Origin of the sequence: Paraburkholderia sp. PGU19, from assembly GCF_013426915.1 — a bacterium.
Taxonomy (GTDB): Bacteria; Pseudomonadota; Gammaproteobacteria; order Burkholderiales; family Burkholderiaceae; genus Paraburkholderia.
The window spans coordinates 2021265-2042693 of sequence record NZ_AP023179.1 but is presented as its reverse complement, the minus strand read 5'-3'; the positions used below and the strand labels follow the sequence as shown (position 1 = coordinate 2042693).

Annotated in this window: 18 protein-coding genes and 1 pseudogene; 12 read left to right on the top strand and 7 right to left on the bottom strand. The window is 62.8% G+C overall.

Annotated features, from left to right (window positions below):
• Window positions 1-45: 45 nt before the first annotated feature.
• The 3 genes from serB to H1204_RS51230 all read right to left on the bottom strand — a co-directional run bounded on the left by serB (window position 46) and on the right by H1204_RS51230 (window position 2112).
• Window positions 46-885: a phosphoserine phosphatase SerB gene (serB, locus tag H1204_RS09310; RefSeq protein WP_180730919.1), complete on the bottom strand. Its 840-nt coding sequence runs from the start codon at window positions 883-885 to the stop codon at window positions 46-48.
• 618 nt (window positions 886-1503) lie between these two features.
• On the bottom strand, window positions 1504-1644 hold the full coding sequence (locus H1204_RS51235; protein WP_243468465.1) for a hypothetical protein: 141 nt from the start codon (window positions 1642-1644) through the stop codon (window positions 1504-1506).
• A gap of 9 nt (window positions 1645-1653) precedes the next feature.
• On the bottom strand, window positions 1654-2112 hold the full coding sequence (locus H1204_RS51230) for a hypothetical protein (protein WP_243468464.1): 459 nt from the start codon (window positions 2110-2112) through the stop codon (window positions 1654-1656).
• A gap of 41 nt (window positions 2113-2153) precedes the next feature.
• Between H1204_RS51230 and H1204_RS51225 the strand changes: the two genes are divergently transcribed.
• From H1204_RS51225 to H1204_RS09265, 9 genes and pseudogenes are all read left to right on the top strand, one after another.
• Window positions 2154-2591: a glycosyl hydrolase family 28 protein gene (locus H1204_RS51225; protein WP_243468463.1), complete on the top strand. Its 438-nt coding sequence runs from the start codon at window positions 2154-2156 to the stop codon at window positions 2589-2591.
• Between the two features lie 103 nt (window positions 2592-2694).
• On the top strand, window positions 2695-3714 hold the full coding sequence (locus tag H1204_RS09300) for an IS110 family transposase (protein ID WP_180728075.1): 1020 nt from the start codon (window positions 2695-2697) through the stop codon (window positions 3712-3714).
• A 250-nt stretch (window positions 3715-3964) separates the two neighbouring features.
• Window positions 3965-4084 (top strand): annotated as a pseudogene (locus H1204_RS09295) (IS110 family transposase); the annotation flags it as partial.
• A 287-nt stretch (window positions 4085-4371) separates the two neighbouring features.
• Window positions 4372-5502 (top strand): IS110 family transposase, encoded by a 1131-nt coding sequence (locus tag H1204_RS09290; protein WP_180728074.1) that lies wholly within the window; start codon window positions 4372-4374, stop codon window positions 5500-5502.
• Window positions 5503-5785: 283 nt separating this feature from the next.
• A complete protein-coding gene (locus H1204_RS09285) occupies window positions 5786-6592 on the top strand; it encodes a glycosyl hydrolase family 28 protein (RefSeq protein ID WP_274608204.1) in 807 nt (268 codons plus the stop codon).
• A gap of 126 nt (window positions 6593-6718) precedes the next feature.
• Window positions 6719-7954 carry a cytochrome P450 gene (locus H1204_RS09280; protein ID WP_180730918.1) on the top strand — a complete coding sequence of 412 codons (1236 nt, stop codon included), beginning with the start codon at window positions 6719-6721 and terminating at the stop codon, window positions 7952-7954.
• Between the two features lie 201 nt (window positions 7955-8155).
• Window positions 8156-9142 (top strand): Ku protein, encoded by a 987-nt coding sequence (locus H1204_RS09275; RefSeq protein ID WP_180728073.1) that lies wholly within the window; start codon window positions 8156-8158, stop codon window positions 9140-9142.
• Between the two features lie 52 nt (window positions 9143-9194).
• Window positions 9195-12062 (top strand): DNA ligase D, encoded by a 2868-nt coding sequence (gene ligD / locus H1204_RS09270; RefSeq protein ID WP_180728072.1) that lies wholly within the window; start codon window positions 9195-9197, stop codon window positions 12060-12062.
• A 70-nt stretch (window positions 12063-12132) separates the two neighbouring features.
• Window positions 12133-12444, top strand: a complete 312-nt coding sequence (locus H1204_RS09265) for a hypothetical protein (protein WP_180728071.1) — start codon at window positions 12133-12135, stop codon at window positions 12442-12444.
• Window positions 12445-12484: 40 nt separating this feature from the next.
• On the opposite strand, the gene H1204_RS09260 is transcribed toward H1204_RS09265, so the two are convergent.
• The gene (locus tag H1204_RS09260) at window positions 12485-13456 is read right to left on the bottom strand and encodes a LysR family transcriptional regulator (protein ID WP_180728070.1); all 972 of its coding nucleotides are present in this window, start codon (window positions 13454-13456) and stop codon (window positions 12485-12487) included.
• A gap of 166 nt (window positions 13457-13622) precedes the next feature.
• Between H1204_RS09260 and H1204_RS09255 the strand changes: the two genes are divergently transcribed.
• Together H1204_RS09255 and H1204_RS09250 are read left to right on the top strand one after the other, a co-directional pair.
• Window positions 13623-14639 carry a zinc-binding alcohol dehydrogenase family protein gene (locus H1204_RS09255; protein WP_180728069.1) on the top strand — a complete coding sequence of 339 codons (1017 nt, stop codon included), beginning with the start codon at window positions 13623-13625 and terminating at the stop codon, window positions 14637-14639.
• A gap of 1082 nt (window positions 14640-15721) precedes the next feature.
• Entirely contained in the window at window positions 15722-16288 is a 567-nt protein-coding gene (locus H1204_RS09250; RefSeq protein WP_180728068.1) for a DUF6013 family protein, read from the top strand.
• A gap of 90 nt (window positions 16289-16378) precedes the next feature.
• Here the strand turns inward: H1204_RS09250 and fetB are convergent, their stop codons facing one another.
• Together fetB and H1204_RS09240 are read right to left on the bottom strand one after the other, a co-directional pair.
• Complete coding sequence (fetB, locus tag H1204_RS09245) at window positions 16379-17182, bottom strand: iron export ABC transporter permease subunit FetB (RefSeq protein WP_180728067.1); 804 nt, start codon at window positions 17180-17182, stop codon at window positions 16379-16381.
• Window positions 17179-17913, bottom strand: a complete 735-nt coding sequence (locus H1204_RS09240) for an ATP-binding cassette domain-containing protein (protein ID WP_180730917.1) — start codon at window positions 17911-17913, stop codon at window positions 17179-17181. Before H1204_RS09240 ends, fetB begins: the two co-directional genes overlap by 4 nt.
• 121 nt (window positions 17914-18034) lie before the next feature.
• On the opposite strand from H1204_RS09240, the gene H1204_RS09235 reads away from it, so the two are divergent.
• Window positions 18035-20488 (top strand): AsmA family protein, encoded by a 2454-nt coding sequence (locus H1204_RS09235; protein WP_180728066.1) that lies wholly within the window; start codon window positions 18035-18037, stop codon window positions 20486-20488.
• Between the two features lie 108 nt (window positions 20489-20596).
• Here the strand turns inward: H1204_RS09235 and H1204_RS09230 are convergent, their stop codons facing one another.
• On the bottom strand, window positions 20597-21094 hold the full coding sequence (locus H1204_RS09230; RefSeq protein WP_007750376.1) for a hypothetical protein: 498 nt from the start codon (window positions 21092-21094) through the stop codon (window positions 20597-20599).
• Between the last annotated feature and the right edge of the window lie 335 nt (window positions 21095-21429).

Genomic DNA, 21429 nt, shown 5'->3' with positions numbered 1-21429 from the left:
AGCGGGCCTTTTGATTTTTGTCCAGCGTGAATCAAACACGCTGGCTCAGAAAAGCCGCAACAGTCCGTCCAGTCCGACGTGATTGAATGCGACGCTCGCCGCTTGGCGCACAACCGGCTTCGCGCGAAACGCGACCGATAGACCCGCCGTCGCCATCATTTTCAGATCGTTCGAGCCGTCGCCCATCGCAATCGCGCGGGTCGGCTCGATGCCGAGCTTGTCGCACGCTTCGCGCAGCGTGCGCGCCTTGACGTCGGCGTTGACGATCTCGCCGAGCACACGGCCCGTCAGCTTGCCGTCGACGATTTCCAGCGTGTTGGCACGCGTGAAATCGAGACCGAGACGCGCTTGCAGCTTGTCGGTGAAGAACGTAAAGCCACCCGATACCAGCAGCGTCTTCATGCCCGCCGCCTTCGCGCCCGCCAGCATCTTTTCCGCGCCGGGCGATAGTTGCAGACGTTGTTCGTAGACCTTTTCGAGCGCGCTCGCATCGAGGCCTTTCAGCAGCGCGACGCGGCGCGTCAGGCTCTCGTTGAAGTCCTTGATCTCGCCGCGCATCGACGCTTCCGTGATCGCCGACACTTCCGCCTTCAGGCCGCAAAAATCCGCGATTTCATCGATGCATTCGATCGTGATCAGCGTCGAATCCATGTCCATGGCGACGAGGCCGAAGTCGGTCAAACGTCGGCCCGCTTCGACGAACGCATAGTCGAGCGCATGGGTCCCGCAGTAGACGTCGAGGTCGGCCCGCTGCCCGAGGTCTGCGTTCTCGATGCGCACCGCGCACGGATCGATCACGGTGAGATTCGAGCCGCGCGACAGCGCGACGAGCGGCTTGTGGTGTTCGACGGCAAGCGGCGTGAGGCTTTGGATGACGAGATTCATGTCGACGCGGGCAATGGGCAGCAGCAGGAAGTTACGGAAAACGCTCATTGTAACGGTTCCGTGCGACGCGGCTGCGCAGGCGAGGGTGGCGCGTCTTGCGGATGGCATCGACGCGTCGTGCGTTTTCGTTTCACGGAACGCGATCGTAGTGATCGACGCTATCTCATAAATATCCCGCTATTAATACTTGGTACTACGGAATGAATGGACGAGCCAAGCGGGGTTTACCACGTGGCTTTTTATTGATTCGGATCGCTAATATTCTCTGCGTTGTTTGACAGCATATCGGCAGATGTCGCCGCTTGTCAGATGACAGGCGGTTGTTATGCGCCTGTCGGAAGTCTGCTTGCTCGACTGTAGGACTAAGAAAACTCCAGGGAACAACAGGGCGATTATGGACACTCGCATCATCGAACATCTTGTATCGACGCCGACATGGTCCGCGCGCGCGGCCTCGGTGTGGATCGCGTCGCTTTCGACGGCGCTGATTCTCACGGCCTGCGGAGGCGGGGCAGGGCAAGTCTCGCCGGACGTATCGGGCGGCAACGTAGACAACAACGGCGCCGTTGCGCCCGTTGCTGCTTCCAGCGCAAGCGACGCCAGCGCCACGACACCCGATCAGGCCGCCTCGGACGCCACTACCGCGTCCGACGCTACGCCCGCCAGCGACGCAAGCGCCACGCCCGCGCCAGGCTTCCAGGTCGGCACGACGACCGTGGACCCGGCACTGCCGCCTGGACCGACCTTGCCGACACCCACACAAATCTGTCAGACGCTGCCCGCCACACTGACAGCGCAAGCGTACGACCTGCTCCCCGAAAGCGCCGACGCTGCCAACACAGCCCCTGACACCACGCGCATCCAGGCCGCGCTGACGGCATGCACGAACGCCGCGAGCACAGGCCTTTCGACGAACAAGGTCGTGCGTCTGACGTCCGGCGCGAATGGGGCGAACGCGTTCCTGTCCGGCCCGCTGAATCTGCCAAGCGGCGTCACGCTGTGGATCGACAGGCGCGTGACCTTGTTCGCATCGCGCGATCCACGCCAGTTCGACAAGACCCAAGGCACGGCGAGCTGCGGCCTGATCACTGCCAGCGACAACGGCTGCAACGCGCTGATCACAGCCGCGAAGACGAGCAACAGCGCGGTCGTCGGCGACGGCACGATCGACGGGCGCGGCGGCAGCCAACTGGTCAGCAGCGTGCGCGACGATCCCAATCTGCTCACGCGCGCCGATGGCTCCGCGATGAGCTGGTGGGATATCGGCTATGAAGCGAACGTCGTGCAGAACAAGTCGCAGAACAACCCGCGTCTCATCCATCAACAACGGCAGCAACTTCACGCTGTATCGCGTGACGTTGCAGAACGCGCCGAAGTTTCATGTCGTGCCGAGCGGCGTGCAGGGCTTCACTGCGTGGGGCGTCAAGATTTACACACCGACGGCCGCCTACGAGGCGATGAACAACTACAAAGGCGTGCCGTACAGCACCGTCAATGCAAAGAACACCGACGGCATCGACCCCGCGAGTTCAGGGCCGGTCACGAGCAATCCGGAAGGCAGTATGACTTCCTGCGGGACAGAGGCTGGCCCGCCGCGAAGGAATCAATCGCGGGTTAGCATGACTGCCAGAGCCGCACGGTGCGGACGTACCGCACCCGGCGATTTCCGACGCGGAGGAATTGAAATGAACGCCCCCCACTCGTAGCGGCAAGAGACGAGAGTCGTGGGCCCTCACCAGACCGCCGGTACCGGAATGTCCCAAATGGGGGGATCATGACGATCTCCCCAGACAACAAGGAGCGTCCGCCATGAATCCCACCCCAGTTGGCGTCGACATCGCAAAATCGGTGTTTCAGGTGCACTACGTCGATCCGGAGTCCGGAGAAATCGTGAACAAGCGGATCAAGCGAGCCAGGTTCCTTGAGTATTTCGCCAATCGCCAGCCTTGTCGGATCGGTATGGAGGCGTGTGGCGGTGCACATCACTGGGCTCGCCAATTGATCAGGATGGGGCATCAGGTCAAGCTGATGCCGGCCAAGTTTGCCAAGGCGTTCAATATCCGCAACAAGAGCGATGCCGCGGATGCACGTGCACTTTGGCTGGCAGTTCAGCAACCCAGCAAGGCCGTCGCGGTAAAGACTGAAGCACAACAGGCCGTACTGGCGCTTCACCGCATGCGCCAGCAACTGGTGAAGTTCCGCACGATGCAGATCAACAATCTGCGCGGTCTGCTCACCGAGTATGGCGAAGTAATGGGCCAGGGCCGTGCCGCGCTCGACAACGCCATGCCGGGTGTACTGGAACGGGTTGCCGAGCGCCTGCCGGCCGTCCTGATCGACACGCTGCGTGAACAGTGGGACGGGCTGACAAAGCTGGACCAGCAGATCGATGAGATTGAGCGGCGGCTGCGTCGGTGGACTCAGCAAGACAGCGCCGTCAAGGCACTTACCGACATTCCCGGCGTGGGAGCGCTGACAGCCTCAGCAGCCGTGGCGACAATGGGCGATCCGAACGCATTCAGATCGGGGCGCGAGTTCGCGGCATGGGTCGGCCTTGTACCCAAGCAAACGGGATCGGGCGGCAAGGTCATCCTGCTAGGCATCAGCAAGCGCGGTGACACCTATCTGCGCACGCTGCTCATCCATGGTGCGCGCTCCGTGTTACGTCACGCAAAATCCCCCAGCGCCTGGCTGCAGGACATCCGCAAACGCAGACCATCAAACGTCGTGACCGTTGCGCTCGCCAACAAGATCGCAAGGACAATCTGGGCGATTCTGGCTCACGGTCAGCCGTACCGGAGCGATCACGTGAGCACAAAACTGGCGTAATCACGGGGCCTTAACACTGAAAATTGACCACCACGGCACGCGAATGACTCGTTAAAAGGTTGCGATGGCAATCGAGTGGATGACAACACAGGTCGGACCAGGACTCGCCAAACCTGAATGCTGGCAAGAGCTCCAAGCTCGTCGGAGGAATGAGGTGCGAGTCAGCGAATTTCATCGTGGCCAGCAGCCCATACAGCTGCATCAGGCCGGATATAGAGCTGCAAGCGCCTGGCTGCAGGACATCCGCAAACGCAGACCATCAAACGTCGTGACCGTTGCGCTCGCCAACAAGATCGCAAGGACAATCTGGGCGATTCTGGCTCACGGTCAGCCGTACCGGAGCGATCACGTGAGCACAAAACTGGCGTAATCACGGGGCCTTAACACTGAAAATTGACCACCACGGCACGCGAATGACTCGTTAAAAGGTTGCGATGGCAATCGAGTGGATGACAACACAGGTCGGACCAGGACTCGCCAAACCTGAATGCTGGCAAGAGCTCCAAGCTCGTCGGAGGAATGAGGTGCGAGTCAGCGAATTTCATCGTGGCCAGCAGCCCATACAGCTGCATCAGGCCGGATATAGAGCTGCAAGCCCATCCTGTTCCGTCAGAACACACGAAAGTCCTTGCAAACGGGGGCGTTCATATAGCCAGCATGGAAGACGATAGCACCCTTTACGTGGGTCTTGATGTTCATAAGGATTCGATCACGGTCGCCTATGCCCTTGGAGCGGGCGAGGTTGAACTGCTCGGCAAGATCGGTACTACGCAGGCCGACGTGGAGCGGTTGTGCAAACGACTGCAGTCCAAGGCGCGCCACATACGCGTCGTCTATGAGGCAGGCCCCTGCGGGTACGGGCTTTACAGGAAGCTCATCCAGAAGGGATTCGAGTGCATGGTGTGCGCACCGTCGCTGATTCCCCGCAAGCCAGGTGAGCACATCAAGACTGACCGACGTGATGCCGTCAAGCTCGTCCGATCGCTGCGTGCCGGCGACCTGTCGGCCGTATACGTCCCCAGCGTCGACGATGAAGCATTCCGGGATCTGGCTCGCGCATGGGTGATTGCCAAGGACGACCTCAAGCGCGCACGGCAACGGGTAAAAGCCTTTCTGCTTTCGCACGGCGTGCGCTACACCGGCTCTGCCGACTGGGGGCCGGCGCACCGACGCTGGCTGAGCGCATACAGCTTCGACAGTGCGTGGCAGCAGTTTGCGTTTGAAGAGCTACGTCGCGCGATCGAAGACCGGCTCGCACAATGTGACCGGCTGGAGTCTGCGCTGCGTGAGGCAGTCGTTAACTGGCGCTTCTATCCCGCCGCCCTGGGCCTGCAGGCGATGCGCGGTGTCCAGTTCACCACGGCAGTGGGCATGCTCGCCGAGCTGGGCGATCTCTCACGCTTCGTGCACCCACGCCAGTTGATGGCGTGGCTCGGGGTGACGCCCTCCGAGCACTCATCGGGCGGCAAGCGTCGTCAGGGCAGCATCACTAAAAGCGGCAACAGTTATGCAAGAAAGCTGTTAGTTGAAGCTGCATGGAGCTATCGCCACCCTGCGCGTGTGAGCCCCGATATTCAGCGTCGTCACGAAGGTTTGCCTAAACCGATTGTAGATCGAGCCTGGGACGCACAGGTGCGCTTATGCCGACGCTATCGCAAACTCGTTGCGCGCGGCAAGCAGAAGAATATCGCCGTAGTCGCAGTTGCCCGTGAACTCAGCGGATTCATCTGGGACATCTGCCGGCTCTCCTTGTCGCTGGCCATACCGCGCGAGACACAGATGCCGTGATGCACAGCAATGCCCTGCGTCTGCATCCACCGTAACGACACGTGCAGGAGTTTCCTGAAGGCGGCGTAGCCCGGCACACGAGTAACCCGCGACCAGGGTAGGCAACGGATCTCATCCGACTTGCGGTGGTAGGTAGCGGAAGGCTCATTGGGCGGACATCTGTAATGCGGTAGCCAATCCGCGGATATCAGCTTGATCCACCGTCGAGATTTACTGCTACGTCGCCCTCAGGAAATTCAAACATTGAAAACACAGAACCGATCATGTTGACACCAGAAGTCATATCAACCCTGGCAAGCTCACGGGCGACGCGAGCAACATGCTCATCGCCTACACGTCGATCCGCACGGGCGACGACAACATGGCGATCAAGGGCGGCACCGCGCCCGTCAACGGCCGCACGTACAACATCACCGTCGCGCACAGCCACTTTTACGAAGGGCATGGGATGTCGATCGGCAGCGAGTCGGCGGGATCGGACAACGGCGTGGCCAACGTGGACGTGACGCCCGTGGGTGGCGTGTACCCGAGCGTGAGCAATGTGAATGTGTACGACCTGACTATCGACGGCGCGGACAACGGCTTGCGCATCAAGTCCGACTGGAGCCGCGGCGGCCTCGTGTCGAACATCCACTATTCGAACGTTTGCATTCGCACGGGCAACCAGACGTCGAACCCGCAGGCGCTGATTTTCTCGCCGTACTACAGTCCCACGAAAAGCCTCGGGCTGTATCCGAATCTGCAAGGTATCGTGCTCGACGGCATCCGCATCGTCAACGCATCGAACACCACGTTCCAGGGCTTTAATTCGGCCAGTCCGGTTCTGCTTGGCTCGGGCTGGTCGGCGGGAACGATTGGGTTTCCGAATCCGCCCGTGGTCAGTCCGTTGCTGATTTCGCTGAACAACGTCGTCGCAGATATGCCGCCGCTCAGCACGACCGTTGCGGACGCGCAGTTTTCGATTGGCGAAGGCGGCACGACGTTGCCGTTGCAAGCCGGCAGCGGCGTGACATTGACGCGGGCGGCGGGCGCGCAGGTGTCGCCGGTCGATTGCAGCAAGGCCTTCGTGCCGTTCCCGGCGAAGTCGTGACATAACGAGGCGGGCGTGACTCGCATCGACGCCACGGCCCGCAAGCAAGACGGCGTCGGCATGGTTCATACTGACGGCTCGAAACGTTCAGCCGCGCTCGCGGCGAAGATCAAAAAGGAGACGCCCATGCACCCGTCCAACGCGACGTCGAACGATGCCGACATCGCTCGCCAGTTCGACTTGCGACACCTCGACGCGTCGTTTCACGCGGACCCGTATCCCGTCTATCACGCGCTGCGCACGCACGAGCCCGTCAAGCGCCTGCCGGACGGCTCGCTCTTCCTCACGCGCTATCGCGACGTGCAGGCTGTCTATCGCGATCCGAAGACGTTCAGCTCCGACAAGAAAGTCGAGTTCGCGCCGAAATACGGCGCGACGCCGCTCTTCGAGCATCACACGACGAGCCTCGTGTTCAACGATCCGCCGCTGCATACACGCGTGCGCAAGCTGATCGCAGGCGCATTGACGGCGCGTGCGATTGCCGCGATGGAGGACGGGCTGGTGGATCTCGTCGATGGCTTGCTCGACCGTGCTGCCGAGCGCGGCGAGATCGATCTGATCGGCGACTTCGCGGCGGCGATTCCCGTCGAAGTGATCGGCAATCTGCTCGACGTACCGCACGACGAACGCGAGCCGCTGCGCGACTGGTCGCTTGCAATTCTCGGTGCGCTCGAACCTTCGCTCACGCCGGCGCAACACGAGCGCGGCAATCGCGCGGTGACGGAATTCGTCGCGTATCTGAAGGGTCTCGTCGCGCGACGCCGTGCCGCGCCCGGCGACCCGCAGCACGACGTGCTCACGCGCCTGATCCAGGGTGAAGCCGATGGCGAGCAGTTGTCCGAAGTCGAACTGCTGCAGAACTGCATCTTCATCCTGAACGCTGGCCACGAAACGACGACCAATCTGATCGGCAATGGCCTCGTCACGTTGAGCGCATGGCCGGACGAACGCGATGCGTTGCTGCGCGAGCCAACGCTGATCGACAGCGCCGTCGAGGAATGCTTGCGCTTCGAGAGTTCGAACCAGCTCGGCAACCGGATGACGATGCTCGATACGGAAATCGGCGGCGTGCCGGTGGCGGCGGGCACACCCGTCACGCTGTGCATCGGCGGGGCGAACCGTGATCCCGAGCAGTTTGCGCAGCCGGACCGCTTCGACATCCGGCGCACGCCGAACCGGCATCTCGCGTTCGGCTTCGGCATTCATCAATGCGCGGGACTGTCGCTTGCGCGCCTCGAAGCGCGCATCGCCATTGGACACTTCGTGCGGCGCTTTCCTTCATATCGAATCAGCGGCGAGCCGACACGCGGCGGACGCGTGCGCTTTCGTGGCTATGCGGCCGTGCCGTGCGCGGTCGAGTGAAATCTGCGCACCATAAGCGCAGACTCGAAGCGGTGTTCCGGCATCCGTAGCTTTTTCCGCCGCTGAGGCAAGACTTACAGCGGGATTGCGTCGCGTAGCTGCGACCGTCCCTTGGCGGCATAGCGCGGCGTGCATAGCGGCTCGCGTCGGCGCTGGGCACGCTTGCTGCTTCTTACGGAGTTCAACTTCCGGGAGCGCGCGATGGCTCATATGATCTGGAAAGGCGCGATCAGCTTCGGTCTCGTCCATGTGCCGGTGCAACTGTATCCGGCGACCAAGTCCGAAAAAGTCGGCTTCAATCTGCTCGACAAGCGCACGATCGATCCCATCGGTTATCGGCAGATCAACAAGCGCACGGGCAAGGAAGTGACGCGCGAGAACATCGTGCGGGGCTACGAGTACGAGAAAGACCGATACGTCGTGCTGACCGACGAGGAAATTCGCGCGGCCAACCCCGAGTCGACGCAGACCGTCGACATTCTCGCGTTCGTCGATGCGCCCGATATCCCGTTTCTCTATCTCGACACGCCGTACTACCTCACGCCCGACCGTAAGGGCGAGAAGGTGTACGCGCTGTTGCGCGATGCGATGAAGGCCACGGGCAAGATCGGCGTCGCGAATGTCGTGATGCACAACAAGCAGCATCTGGCCGCGCTGATTCCTGTCGGGCCGATGCTCGCGCTCAACACGCTGCGCTGGGCCTCGGAAGTGCGCCCATTCGACGAGTTCAAGGTGCCTGACGAAAGCGCGAAGAAATCCGGCGTGACGTCTCGCGAGTTGGACATGGCGAAAAAGCTGATCGCCGACATGAGCGACACATGGGACCCTTCCGAATACAAGGACACGTTCCGCGACGACATCCTCGCGCTGGTCGACAAGAAGGTGCAGGCCGGCAAGACGGAAGAAGTGGTGGATATCGAAACGCCGCGCGAAGCGCGTCGGTCGGCGGATATTCTCGACTTGTCGGATCTGCTGAAGCGCAGCCTCGGACGCGGCGGCAAGGGCAAAGCCGCCACGCGCGCAGCGGCCAGCGATGACACGGACGACGAGGAAGAGGCACCCGCGAAACGACGCGCGCCCGCGAAGAAAGCGGCACGCCGCGCGACGGGGGCAACCGCGAAGACAAGTTCGGGCACAACCGCGCGCAAAACCACGAGCACGGCTGCGCGCAAGCGCCGCGCTGCCTGAACACGGATCGCGTCGCTGAAGAAGTCCACGTAGTGCAAAGCACACACCGATCATGGCCGACAAGCTCGATACCTATCAGCGCAAGCGCCGCTTCGATGCAACGCCGGAGCCGTCGGGGACCGCTGCGCGCGCGAAGGGTGCGAAGGGTGCCAGGACAGTCGCGCGAAAGACCGCGAAGCATCACAGCTTGTCGTTCGTGATTCAGGAACATGACGCGCGACGCCTGCACTACGACTTCCGTCTCGAACTCGACGGCACGCTGAAATCCTGGGCCGTGCCGAAAGGCCCGAGCCTCGATCCGTCCGTCAAGCGGCTCGCCGTGCATGTCGAGGATCATCCGCTCGAATACGGTTCGTTCGAAGGCAACATACCCGAAGGCAACTATGGCGCGGGCTCGGTGATCGTCTGGGATCGCGGCACATGGGAGCCGACAGGCGGCGAAGCGGGCGCGCGCGACGCGTATAAGGCAGGCAAGCTCAAGTTCCACCTGAACGGCGAGAAGCTGCACGGCGGCTGGACACTGGTGCGCAGCCACATGCCCGGCAGCGGCGACAAGGAGCAGTGGCTGCTCATCAAGGAACGCGACGACGACGCGCGCAGCGAAGCCGATTTTGACGTACTCGAAGAGCGGCAAGGCAGCGTGCTGTCGGATGCGCCAGGCGCGCGCGGTGGCACGGATGGTAAAAGCGGCTCCGGCAAAGCCGCCGCAGGCAAATCGAAGAGCAAAGAGGAACGCGCCAACGCGTCGATCAAGGCGACGAAGGCGGCCGCATCGCGCAGATCCAAAGGCACGCCCGCCGACCGCCCCGACATCGTTGCGACGCGCAATCCGGAATCGCTTCGCGAACTGGCCAGTCATCCGTCGATAGAAGGGGCAGTCGAGGCGAAGCTCCCCGCCGCGCTCAAGCCGCAACTGGCGATGCTCGTCGACAGCGCGCCTGCTGGCGACGATTGGGTCTACGAGATCAAGTTCGACGGCTATCGCGCGCTGGCGCGCATCGATCACGCGTCGAAAGATTGCGTGAAGATCTTCACGCGCGCAGGCAACGACTGGACCGCGAAGTTCAGCAAGCAGGTGAAGGCGATCGCGCGCATCGGACTGGACAACGCGTGGCTCGACGGCGAGGCGGTCGTGCTCGACAGCAACGGCGTGCCGAGCTTTCAGGCGCTGCAAAATGCATTCGACGCGCATCGTCCGCAGGACATTACGTTGTATCTGTTCGATCTGCCGTATCTGAACGGCTACGACCTGCGCGGCGTGCCGCTCGAACAGCGTCGCGCGATCCTGCACGCGCTGCTCGAAACCGTCGACGACGACACGCTGCGCTTTTCCGAGGACTTCGGTTTCGACGCGGACCCGTTGCTGAAGAGCGCATGCGACATGCAGCTCGAAGGCATCATCGGCAAGCGGCGCGACAGCTATTACGTGTCGGGGCGCTCGCCCGCGTGGATCAAACTCAAGTGCCGGCGCCGCCAGGAATTCGTGATCGGCGGTTATTCGGAACCGGCGGGCAGCCGCGAGGCATTCGGCGCGTTGCTGCTCGGCGTCTACGACACGAAGGGCAAGCTGCAATACGCGGGGCGCGTCGGCACGGGCTTCGACGCGGCCAGACTGCGTTCGATCAGGAAGGAACTCGACGCGCGCGAAACGCAGAAGATGCCGTTCGCAAGCGAGCCGCGCGAACGAAGCCGCACGCCCGTGCATTGGGTGAAGCCGGAACTCGTCGCCGAATGCAACTTCGCGGAATGGACGAGTGACGGCGTCGTGCGGCAGGCGTCGTTCGTCAGCTTGCGCAGCGACAAGCCCGCGAAGCAGATCGTCCACGAAGCGCCAGGCAAAGGAGCCGACGTGCAACAGATGACGGAAGAGATGAACGCCGGTCAGGCGAAGACATCGACGGCGAAAAAGCGCGCGTCGAAAACAGCGGATACCGAGCCAACGCCCGCGACGAAGCGTGCGAAGACAAGTGGCGTGGAATCGCGAGGCAAGGCGGCGACGAAATCGACCAGCAAGGCCGCCACGGCAACGATTTCCGGCGTGCGCATTTCGCACCCAGACCGCGTGATCGACAAGAGCACTGGCGCGCGCAAGATCGAGCTTGTCGAATACTACGCGTCGGTTGCGTCGTGGATGCTGCCGTTTCTGAAGGACCGCCCGGTCGCGCTCGTGCGCGCGCCGGAGGATATCGGCGGCGAGCTGTTCTTCCAGAAACACAGCCAGAAACTCGCGATTCCGAACATCACGCAGCATCCTGGGCTGGACCCGGATCATCCGCCGCTGCTGACCATCGAAAGCGAAGCGGCGCTGGTCGGCGCCGCGCAGATGGGCACGATCGAACTGCATACATGGAACGCGGTGGCCGCGAACATCGAAAAACCCGACCGCATGGTGTTCGATCTCGACCCGGACCCGGCGCTCGGCTGGAAGCGGATGATCGAAGCGGCGCAGCTTACGCGCGAACTGCTTGAAGAACTCGGCCTCGCGTCGTTTTGCAAGACGAGCGGCGGCAAGGGACTGCACGTCGTTGTGCCGATCGTGAAGCAGCTCGGCTGGGACGAGGTGAAGGTGTTCACGCAAGCCGTCGCGCAACACATGGCGACGGCGCTGCCGAAGCACTTTGCCGCGAAGATGGGCGCACAGAATCGCAAGGGCAAGATCTTTGTCGACTATCTGCGCAACAACCGTGGTTCGAGCACCGTCTGCGCGTATTCGCTGCGCGCGCGGCCGGGGCTGGGCGTGTCGGTGCCGCTCGCATGGGATGAAGTGCCCGGTACGACGGCGGGCGATCAATGGAACATCGCGAATCTGCACGAGCGTCTCGACACGCTGAAAAGCGACCCGTGGGCCGACTACGCGAAGACGAAGCAGCGCATCACGGCCGCCATGCGGCGCAGGCTGGATATGGCGGAACACGATTGACCGCTGCTTCCATGGAGCGGCCACGCACGAGACGCATCAGCGTCATCGTGAGCACATCAGGGAGAGGATCATGAAGACATCGCAACAACATGCGACGGGCGACGAGCACGAAGCGCAGAACGCGCGTCCCGAAGGCAACGACCAGTCCAACGTGCCGAAGCGTCCGTTCAACGAGCAGGCCGCGCCGTTGCCCCATGAAGCGGATCAGAGCATGGATTCGCAACACGAGCACGAGCCGCGCGGCGTCGGTAAGCAGGCGCATCGCGATCTCGAACGCGGGCTGGAAGATACCGACCGGCGCGGTGGTGACGACTATCAGGAACGCACACAGAATGACGCGCAGGCCAACGAGAATTCCGCCGAAACAGGCAAGCGTCGCTGATCCACAAACCGATACGCGCGCAGCGAGCACGGCAACAAGATCACGATCGCGCGCCTTGGCTCGCTTCGCGGTCCAGTTCGATGTCCCAGTAGGGCGGATCGCCGAAATGCGCGGCGAGGAAGTCGATGAACGCGACCGTTTTCGGCGGCACGAACGCGCGCGACGGATAGACAGCCCAGATCGCGACCGTTTCCCCGAGCGGATACGCGTCGAGCACCGTCACCAGTTCGCCGCTGCGCAGATACGGCGCGACATCCCATGTCGATTTCAACGCGATGCCGAATCCCGCCAGCAACGCATCGCGGATCACTTCGCCGTTATCCGTCGCCAGGCGCCCGCCGACGCGCACGGTCAACGGTCCCGCTGGCGTGACGAACGACCAGTCGCGCTGATCGGAGAGGATCACGCATTCGTGCTGCGCGAGATCGGACGGATGATGCGGCGTGCCGTGCTCTTTCAGATACGACGGCGCGCAGCAGATCACGCGCCGGTTCGCCGCGAGCCGCCGCGCGATGAGCGTCGAATCCTTCAGCGCGCCGAGCCGGATGCCGACATCGACGCCGGCATCGACGAGATCGATGATCTTGTCGGTGAGCCGCAGATCGACGCTCACGCCCGGATAGCGGCGCAGAAACTGCGTAATCACCGGCGACACATGCTGCCGTCCAAACGACGACGGCATCGACACGCGCAGCCGTCCCTGCGGCTCGGCCTGGCCGCGTCCAACCGATGCGCGCGCGGCGGCGGCTGCGTCGAGCAGCGTCTCGGCGCGTGTCATGAAGACTTCGCCTTCCTGCGTGAGGCTGACGCGGCGCGTGGTCCGGTGCAGCAGGCGCGCGCCCAGCAGCCGTTCGAGACTGGCGATGCGTGCGCTGGCGACGGCGGGCGACAGCCCGAACTCGCGTCCCGCCGCGGACACATTCGCGAGCAACGCGGCGCGCACGAACAGCGCGACGTCGAGCAGATCGAGGCGCTCGCGTTCATCGGTTGAGGCCTGGGGAGTCGGGTCCATTGATTATTCGGAAATTCCAGAAGATGTTTCAGTCATTACGTTGGTTTTCGCAGCGTAAAGAATTTTCTACAGTTCAGTCAACGCGATTGGCGCGGCGCTTCGGATGCGTTACCCGCCGATCTCTTCGAAATCTCTGGAAAAACGTCACACGAATCAAGGAGCAGTCATGAAAGCCATTGGCCTGACCCGTTATCTCCCCATCGAGAATCCCGAGTCGCTTGTCGACATTGAACTCGACAAACCGCAGCCCGCCGGTCACGACCTGCTCGTGAAGGTGGAGGCGATTTCCGTGAACCCGGTGGACACCAAGGTTCGCGCGCCGAAGGAGACGGTCGAGAAGGCGCCGCGCGTGCTCGGCTGGGACGCGGCGGGCACGGTCGAAGCCGTCGGGCCGGACGTGACCTTGTTCAAGGTGGGCGACCCGGTGTTCTACGCGGGCAGCATCACGCGGCCGGGCGCGAATAGCGAGTTTCATCTGGTTGATGAGCGCATTGTCGGTCGCAAGCCGGCGACGCTCGATTTCACGCATGCGGCCGCCTTGCCGCTGACGGCGATCACCGCGTGGGAAGCGTTGTTCGACCGGCTTGGCGTATCGCCGCAGGGCGCGGATGCGGGCAAGTCGGTGTTGATTATTGGTGGCGCGGGCGGGGTTGGCTCGATTGGCATTCAGCTAGCGAAGCAACTGGCGAAGCTGACTGTGATCGCGACGGCGTCGCGGCCGGAATCGGCGAAATGGGCGAAGGAACTGGGCGCGGATCATATCGTTGATCACTTTGGCGATATGCCTGCGCAGTTGAAGCAGATCGGTTTTGAGCAGGTCGATTATGTGTTGATGTTCAACGACACTGATCGGCATTTTCCGGCTGCTGCTGCAGTGATCAAGCCGCAGGGCGGGATTGCGACGATTGTCGAGAATGCGAGGCCTGTTCCTGTTGAGCTGCTGAAGGCGAAGAGCGCCGCGTTTCATTGGGAGTTCATGTTCACGCGGTCGATGTTTGGGACGCCCGATATGATTGAGCAGCATAAGCTGCTGACTGAGGTTGCGCGGTTGATCGATGCTGGGACGTTGCGGACGACGGTTGGTGAGGATCTTGGCAAGATCAATGCCGCGAATTTGCGGCGCGCGCATCAGATGCTGGAGGAGGGGCGGGCGATTGGGAAACTCGTGCTGAGTGGGTTTTGATTTTTTGGATTTTTGGTTTTTTGTCTGCGACGCGGGGGTGATGGCGCCTGCGCGGCGCGGGCGGTTTTTTTCGCTGGCATTCGCGCTTTGCCTTCGTGCTTCAAGCGTTGCCCCTGTGTGGGGCGGCACCTACTTTTCTTTGCCGCCGCAAAGAAAAGTAGGCAAAAGAAAGCGGCTAACACCGCCAGTGCTAGTTTTTGCCTGAGGGCCCCCAACCGGTCTTACGCTTCACACGGCAACCACGTGACTCATGTTCGTTGCCAACGCTCTGAATGAGCGCCTCACCCGCTTCACGCACCCGCGTTGCAGCACGCCGTGCCAGACATTCCACGGCCGCCCAGGTGGCAAACTGTGTGTAGGCCGTAGTACTCCACACGCCTCACTTCGGACCCGATAGCGCACGCGTTCCACTCTGTAAGAGCGCCAAGCTATACGACGCGACAACCTACACACAGTTTGCCACCTGGGCGGCGCAAACCATTCGCCGCCGCTGGCCCGTGCACGGGTATTCGAAGCGGGTGAGGCGCTCATTCAGCGCGTTGGCAACACGCGCGAACAAGTGCGCTGCCGTGTGAGGCGTAAGACCGGTTGGGGGCCCTCAGGCAAGAAGAAATGTTGGCGGTGTTCGCCGCTTTCTTTTGCCTACTTTTCTTTGCGGCGGCAAAGAAAAGTAGGTGCCGCCCCGCACAGGGGCAACGCTTGAAGCACAAAGACATAACGCGGATGCCAGCGCAAAGGCAAATAACCCAAACCGCGTGCGCAATAAACACCGCCCTGCGGATGCCAGCGAAAACCCACAAAAACCAATCCGCCCGCGCCGCGCAGGCGCCAACGCAAAAAATGCCAGCGCAAAAGCTAAACCACACCGACAAGGCATGCGCAGCCACAACCTACGGCGCGCAGCGCAAAAAAAATCCACCCCAACCCCGGGTTAATCCCAGCCCAAACCCAACTCCACGCCAACCACTTGGCGTTAGACTTTCCGTGCAACATGCAAAAAAACCGCCGCGCGCGGCCAGCGCTATCGCACCTGCATGGCACCTGCATGGCACCGCGCAGCAGCACAACAACGAGGTGACAGTATGAGCATCAGCGTCAAACTTCCCGCCGTTTCTGTTGTCGCTTCTATCGCATGCGCAACGCTAGCGCTCGCCGCATTACCCGCACCCGCGCACGCGGCCACGCCCATCACCGTGACCTCGCAGGCGGCCACGGACGGCCCCATCCGCTATACGGTCAAGGTCACGTCGAAACAATTCGGCAACTCGCAGGAAACGCGCACCATCCGTTCCGGCGAATCGGACGATTTCACCTGGAAAACCGTGCCGCCCGGCGGCCCCGTCGCGGCCGATGGCGATTGCCCCGACCTGTCGTCGCTACCGCTCGACACGAACGGCGCAATGATCCGTCAGACGCAGATCCGCTTCGCACCCGTCGTCGCCAAAGACGGCACCGCGACCGTGCAGATGAGCTTCCAGGCGCAAACGCCGAAGGGCACGAAGGCCGTGTCGAACAATGGCAAGTCGCTCAAGTGCCCGAACTACACGAGCGTCAGTCAGGTGCTGCGCTTCACCATGCCGACCAACGGCAGCACAAAGACGCTGACACTCAGCGACGGCTCACAGGTGGCCGTGTCGGCCAAACGGTGACGCGTCTGAGTCCGTATACGAACCATGCACATCGACTGAATTGCATGCGGTGTGCATGCATTGATTGCGGCGCGCGCCTGGCGCCGCACTTCAGGGTTTCGAGCGACGCTCGACGAGCCGCGACGCCAGAAACCGGTGCTCCGGCGAAAACAGCCGCCGATACGTAAGCAGCACGGCGCCCACCGTCCCCAGCGCCGACGATGCCGCGATCAGGAACATGATTACGATTTGATAGCGCACCGCCTGCAGCGGCGATTGCCCGGCGAGCACCTGGCCCGTCATCATCCCCGGCAGACTCACGACGCCGACCACGGCCATCTGGTTGAGCGTCGGAATCATGCCGGCGCGCACCGCCTGGCGCGCCGGTCCCTGCGCCGCTTCCCAGCGCGTCGCGCCGAGCGCGAGCGCCATGTCGACGCGGTCGCGGCGCGCCGTCAGTTCCTCCGTCATCCGTTCGATGCCCAGCGACACGCCCGTCAGCGTATTGCCGAGAATCATCCCGAGAATCGGAATCGCATATTGCGGCTCGTACCACGGTCGAATGCGGATCACGGCAAACAGTCCAACGGCCGCGACGAGCCACGCGCTCGCCCAGATCGACAGGATGCTGTCGACGCGCTGCCCGGCATACGTGCGCGAGCCGCGTCCCGCGCCCGCGAAGCCCGCGATCAGCGTCATCGCGATCATCAATGGCAGCACCACGTACCAGCAGGCGTACGCGAACACCCACGCAAGCACATAGCCGATCGCAAGCAACTGGACGACGGTGCGCACGGCTGCCCACGCGAGCTTGCGTTCGAGATCGAGCTTGAGCAGGACGGATACCGCGCCGTTCACCACGATCAGCAGCGCCGCGAGCGCGACGTCCCAGAGGCTCAGGTTCTGCAAGGTCATCGCGGCTTCTCCCCGGTGTGCGCGGACATATCGGACGTATCGGGCATATTGGGCTGCGCGTCGTCGAGCACGCCGGCGCGCATCGTCAAATGACGGTTGCTCACGCGTGCCGCTTGCGCCGGATCGTGCGATACCCACAGCCATGCGCGCACCTGCGGCGCGGCGTCGAACCACGCGCGCACCAGACCTTCGATCGCACGAGCCGATTCGGGATCGAGTGATGCCGTCGGTTCGTCGAGCAGCAACACGTCCGGTGCGAGTTGCAGGACGCGGATCAGCGCGGCGATCTGCGCTTCGCCGCCCGACAGCTCGCTCGCGAAACGGTCGAGAAAATCGCTCGCACGTCCCGCCTGCGACGCGAGCTCGGCCGCTCGCGCGCGGTCGAAGCGGACGTCGCGATACGCGCGCAGCGTGTACGGATAACGCAGATTGTCTTCGACGGTGCCGTCGAGCAACGCGGGCCGCTGACGAATGTAGGCGACCTGCCGCCGGTAACGCGGGATCGTCGCCCGTGCAATGCGCTTGCCGCGCCACAGCACCTCGCCGCTATCGAGTGGATCGAGCAGCGCGAGCGCGCGCATGAACACGCTTTTGCCGGACCCGGACGGGCCGGTGATCGCAATCCGCTCGCCCGCATGAATCGCGATGCTGGTGGCATGCAGCAGCGTCTGGCCGCGCGTCGCGTCGCGCCGCACAAGGTCTTGCGCGTGGACGAGGGGCGCGTCCGTTATATTCGTGTCGTGGGACATGGCATGTTGGAATCTGTCGCAGCGCATCATCATAACGAAGCGCGCACGCGGGCACAGCACGTGCTGCGCAGACAAATGACGCAGGTATTTTCTCGGAGCGCTCATGGCTGTGCTGCACTCGACCGGCATATCCGTCGGCAAGACAATCGGCAAGGCCCTCGCGTGGCTGTTCGCGGTGCTGGTGATCCTCATAGTTGCGTTGGCGGTTTTCATTCTGACGTTCGACTGGAACCGCGCGCGGCCCTATGTGAACGACAAGGTCAGTGAAGCAATCGGCCGGCCTTTTGCGATCGAAGGCGATCTGAAGGTGGGTTGGCGCCACCCCGTCGGCGAGACGGGCTGGCGTTCGTGGGTGCCGTGGCCGCGCTTCTCGGCGCAGAACATCACGATCGCCAATCCCGACTGGACTAAACAGCAGCACTTCGCGACGCTCGATGAAATCGACTTTCAGGTGAAAGTGTTGCCGCTGCTCGCCCACGACATCGTGATCCCGGTAATCAACGTCGTGAATCCATCCGTCGATCTCGAACGGCTCCTCGACGGGCGCAACAACTGGACGTTCAAGCTGAAATCGTCGGCGGGACCGTCGGAATGGAAGCTCGATCTGCACGATATCCAGCTGAATAAAGGCAATATCGCGCTGTCGGACCAGCAGAAAAAGATCGACATGCAGGCCGTCGTCGATACGCTCGGCCAGCCGATTCCGATCGGCGAAGCGATGAAGCAACAGGAAGAGGCGTCGCGCAGGTCGTCGGCGGAAGTCGTCGGCAAGCAGGGCGCGAAGCAACTGACCGCGCAGGCGAAGGCGGCCGCCGCGTCCGAGGCGTCGGGTGCATCCACGGTTGCGCCTGGCGTGCCTGTTGCGTCGGGCGCGTCTGCGCCCGCGACGACGGCCGGCGTGGGCGCATCGAGCGTAGTGGCCGCCTCCGGCGTGCCCGCGAGCGCAACGGGAACGGCCGTCGCGCAGAGCACGAACTCACCGCAATACGGAATCGGCTGGACGGTGAAGGGCACCTACAACCGTTCGCCCATATCGGGCAGCGGCAAGCTCGGCGGTGTGCTTGCGTTGCAGGACACATCCCGTCCATTCCCGGTGCAGGCCGATGTGAAGGCGGGTGATCTGCGCATCGCGCTGGTCGGCACCGTCACCGATCCCGCGCATCTGGCTGCCGTCGATCTGCGTCTGTGGCTACAAGGCACGAGCCTCGATCATCTGTATGACCTGACGGGCATTACCCTGCCCGAGACGCCGCCCTATGCGACGGAAGGCCATCTGATCGGCAACTTCAAGCAGGGCGGCAGCGTATTCAGGTATGAAAATTTTACAGGCCGCGTGGGCGGCAGCGATGTGAACGGCACGGTCGTCTATACGCAACGCGCGACACGTCCGCTGCTCGAAGGCACGCTTGTCTCGAATCTGTTGCAGTTCAAGGACCTCGCGCCGGTCATCGGCGCGGACAGCAACGCGAGCAAGGCGAAACGCGGCGACACCGCACGCCAGCCGTCCGACAAGGCGCTGCCGACCGAAGAGTTCAAGACTGACCGCTGGAAGGCGATCGACGCCGACGTGAAGTTCACGGGCCGCCGCATCATCAAGGACCCGGCGCTACCCATCACCGATCTCTACACGCATGTCGTGATGACGGACGGCGTGCTGTCGTTCGAGCCGCTGAAGTTCGGCGTCGCGGGCGGGTCGCTGGCGTCGAACATTCATCTCGACGGCAGCGCCACGCCGCTCAAGGGGCGTGTTTCGACGGAAGCGCGGCATCTGAAGCTCAAGCAGTTGCTGCCGACCGCGAAGACGATGCAGAACGCGCTAGGCGAGGTCAACGGCGACGCCGCGCTGTCGGCGACGGGCAATTCGCCCGCGGCGCTCGCGGCTTCGTCGAACGGCGAAGTGAAACTGCTCGTCACCGATGGCGCGGTGAGCCGTTTGCTGATGGAAGCGGCCGGGCTGAACGTGGCGAACGTCGTCTATGAAAAGCTGTTCGGCAATCGCGATGTGCAGATCAATTGCGCGGCGGGCGACTTCGTCGTGACGGACGGCGTGCTCGATTCACGTGTGTTCGCGCTCGACACGCAGGACGCCGTGATCAACGTGGACGGCACGGTGAACCTGAAGAACGAGTCGATGGACCTCGGCGTGCATCCGCACACGAAGGGTTTCCGCATCTTCTCGCTACGTTCGCCGCTCTACGTGAAGGGCACGTTCAAGGACCCGCACGTCGGCGTGAATGCAGCGGCGCTCGCAGTGCGCGGCGGCGCGATGGTCGGGCTCGGTCTGATCAATCCGTTCGCCGCGCTGATCCCTTTAATTGCGCCGAGCAACAACAAGCCTTTGCCGTGTCAGCAACTGATGGCGGCCATGGAGGCGCAGCATCCGACGGCGCCGCCGCCGGGACAGCGCGAAAAGGCCAAGGCGCTGGCGCTGCCGCCCGGGACGCCGGGCGCATCGGCCGTCTCGCCGTCGACAGCGCCGTCGAAGCAGCCTGCCAAGCCGAACAACGGCGCAGCACTGCCGGGACCGTCGAACGCGGCGGAATACAAGGGAAGTTGAGCGCGCGGGCGCGGATGCATCACCCGCAATGATTGACCCGCAAAAACACCACGGCCGCGAATCTCGCGGCCGTGTTTCGTGTGAATTGCTACGCGTAATCTGTGGGATTCAACGCAGCGAGCGCGGTGTCGCGTCGCCCGCCGCATCCTGGCGACGCACGCCGCGCCGCGTGCTGGCAGCCGTGCGCGTCGCGCCGAACTCGGGCAGGATGCGCGCTCTTGCGCGACTCGCGAACACGAGGAAGCCGAAACCGTCGGCCTCGTACCAGTAGCCGCCGTTCTCCAGTCCGTCGAGCGGCTGTTCGAGCGCATTCGCAATGGATTCGATGCAGCGCCGGCGCAACTCGGCGACGGCGGGATACGGTGGATGCGCGCCGCGCACGCTGCATAGCAGGACATCGAGTCCCGGCAATACATGCGCGTAGAGCACCGGTTCATCTTGCGCGCGGGCGCGCGCAATCTTGGTGTCGAGCTGACCGAAGGGCTTGAAGTGTCGCAGCACAGCGAGGAACGACTCGTCGCCGTCCACCTTCGCGCGCCTGCGCTTTTTCGGGAAGGACATAAAAACTCGCCTGAAAAAGAATTGCAAGAAACGCAGCGTCCTCATGCGACCACTCCCGGCTTCGCGCGCCGCACGTCGATCTTTTATAGCATACGAAAATGCCGGATACACGGTGATTCGTCTGTCTCACTCCATCGTTCCGTGCGAACCAGGCCGAATCGCGTCGCCGTGCGCTTTCGCATCCCCTGTGCATCTGGTCTCAATAATAGACTCACCCGCGCTGCGCGTGTTTCCGGCACCGTAAAAAAAGACATTTTTATGTGCGCCAAGCCCTCCTCGGCGTGCATTGAAATATCCGTTGTGCCCGCCGATAATGGCCGCGTCCCAGTTGCGGCGCGGCTTTCACGCACATTGCGCCGGTCCGGCGAGTCGACGGGCGC

Excerpts from the sequence above, each read along its gene's own strand:
- H1204_RS09250 (WP_180728068.1), top strand. The coding sequence starts at position 15,722 with ATGAGCATCAGCGTCAAACTTCCCGCCGTTTCTGTTGTCGCTTCTATC.
- ligD (WP_180728072.1), top strand. The coding sequence starts at position 9,195 with ATGGCCGACAAGCTCGATACCTATCAGCGCAAGCGCCGCTTCGATGCA.
- fetB (WP_180728067.1), bottom strand. The coding sequence starts at position 17,182 with ATGACCTTGCAGAACCTGAGCCTCTGGGACGTCGCGCTCGCGGCGCTG.
- H1204_RS09300 (WP_180728075.1), top strand. The coding sequence starts at position 2,695 with ATGAATCCCACCCCAGTTGGCGTCGACATCGCAAAATCGGTGTTTCAG.
- H1204_RS09260 (WP_180728070.1), bottom strand. The coding sequence starts at position 13,456 with ATGGACCCGACTCCCCAGGCCTCAACCGATGAACGCGAGCGCCTCGAT.
- H1204_RS51225 (WP_243468463.1), top strand. The coding sequence starts at position 2,154 with ATGAAGCGAACGTCGTGCAGAACAAGTCGCAGAACAACCCGCGTCTCA.
- H1204_RS09235 (WP_180728066.1), top strand. The coding sequence starts at position 18,035 with ATGGCTGTGCTGCACTCGACCGGCATATCCGTCGGCAAGACAATCGGC.
- H1204_RS09280 (WP_180730918.1), top strand. The coding sequence starts at position 6,719 with ATGCACCCGTCCAACGCGACGTCGAACGATGCCGACATCGCTCGCCAG.
- H1204_RS09290 (WP_180728074.1), top strand. The coding sequence starts at position 4,372 with ATGGAAGACGATAGCACCCTTTACGTGGGTCTTGATGTTCATAAGGAT.
- serB (WP_180730919.1), bottom strand. The coding sequence starts at position 885 with ATGAATCTCGTCATCCAAAGCCTCACGCCGCTTGCCGTCGAACACCAC.
- H1204_RS09255 (WP_180728069.1), top strand. The coding sequence starts at position 13,623 with ATGAAAGCCATTGGCCTGACCCGTTATCTCCCCATCGAGAATCCCGAG.
- H1204_RS09230 (WP_007750376.1), bottom strand. The coding sequence starts at position 21,094 with ATGAGGACGCTGCGTTTCTTGCAATTCTTTTTCAGGCGAGTTTTTATG.
- H1204_RS09265 (WP_180728071.1), top strand. The coding sequence starts at position 12,133 with ATGAAGACATCGCAACAACATGCGACGGGCGACGAGCACGAAGCGCAG.
- H1204_RS09275 (WP_180728073.1), top strand. The coding sequence starts at position 8,156 with ATGGCTCATATGATCTGGAAAGGCGCGATCAGCTTCGGTCTCGTCCAT.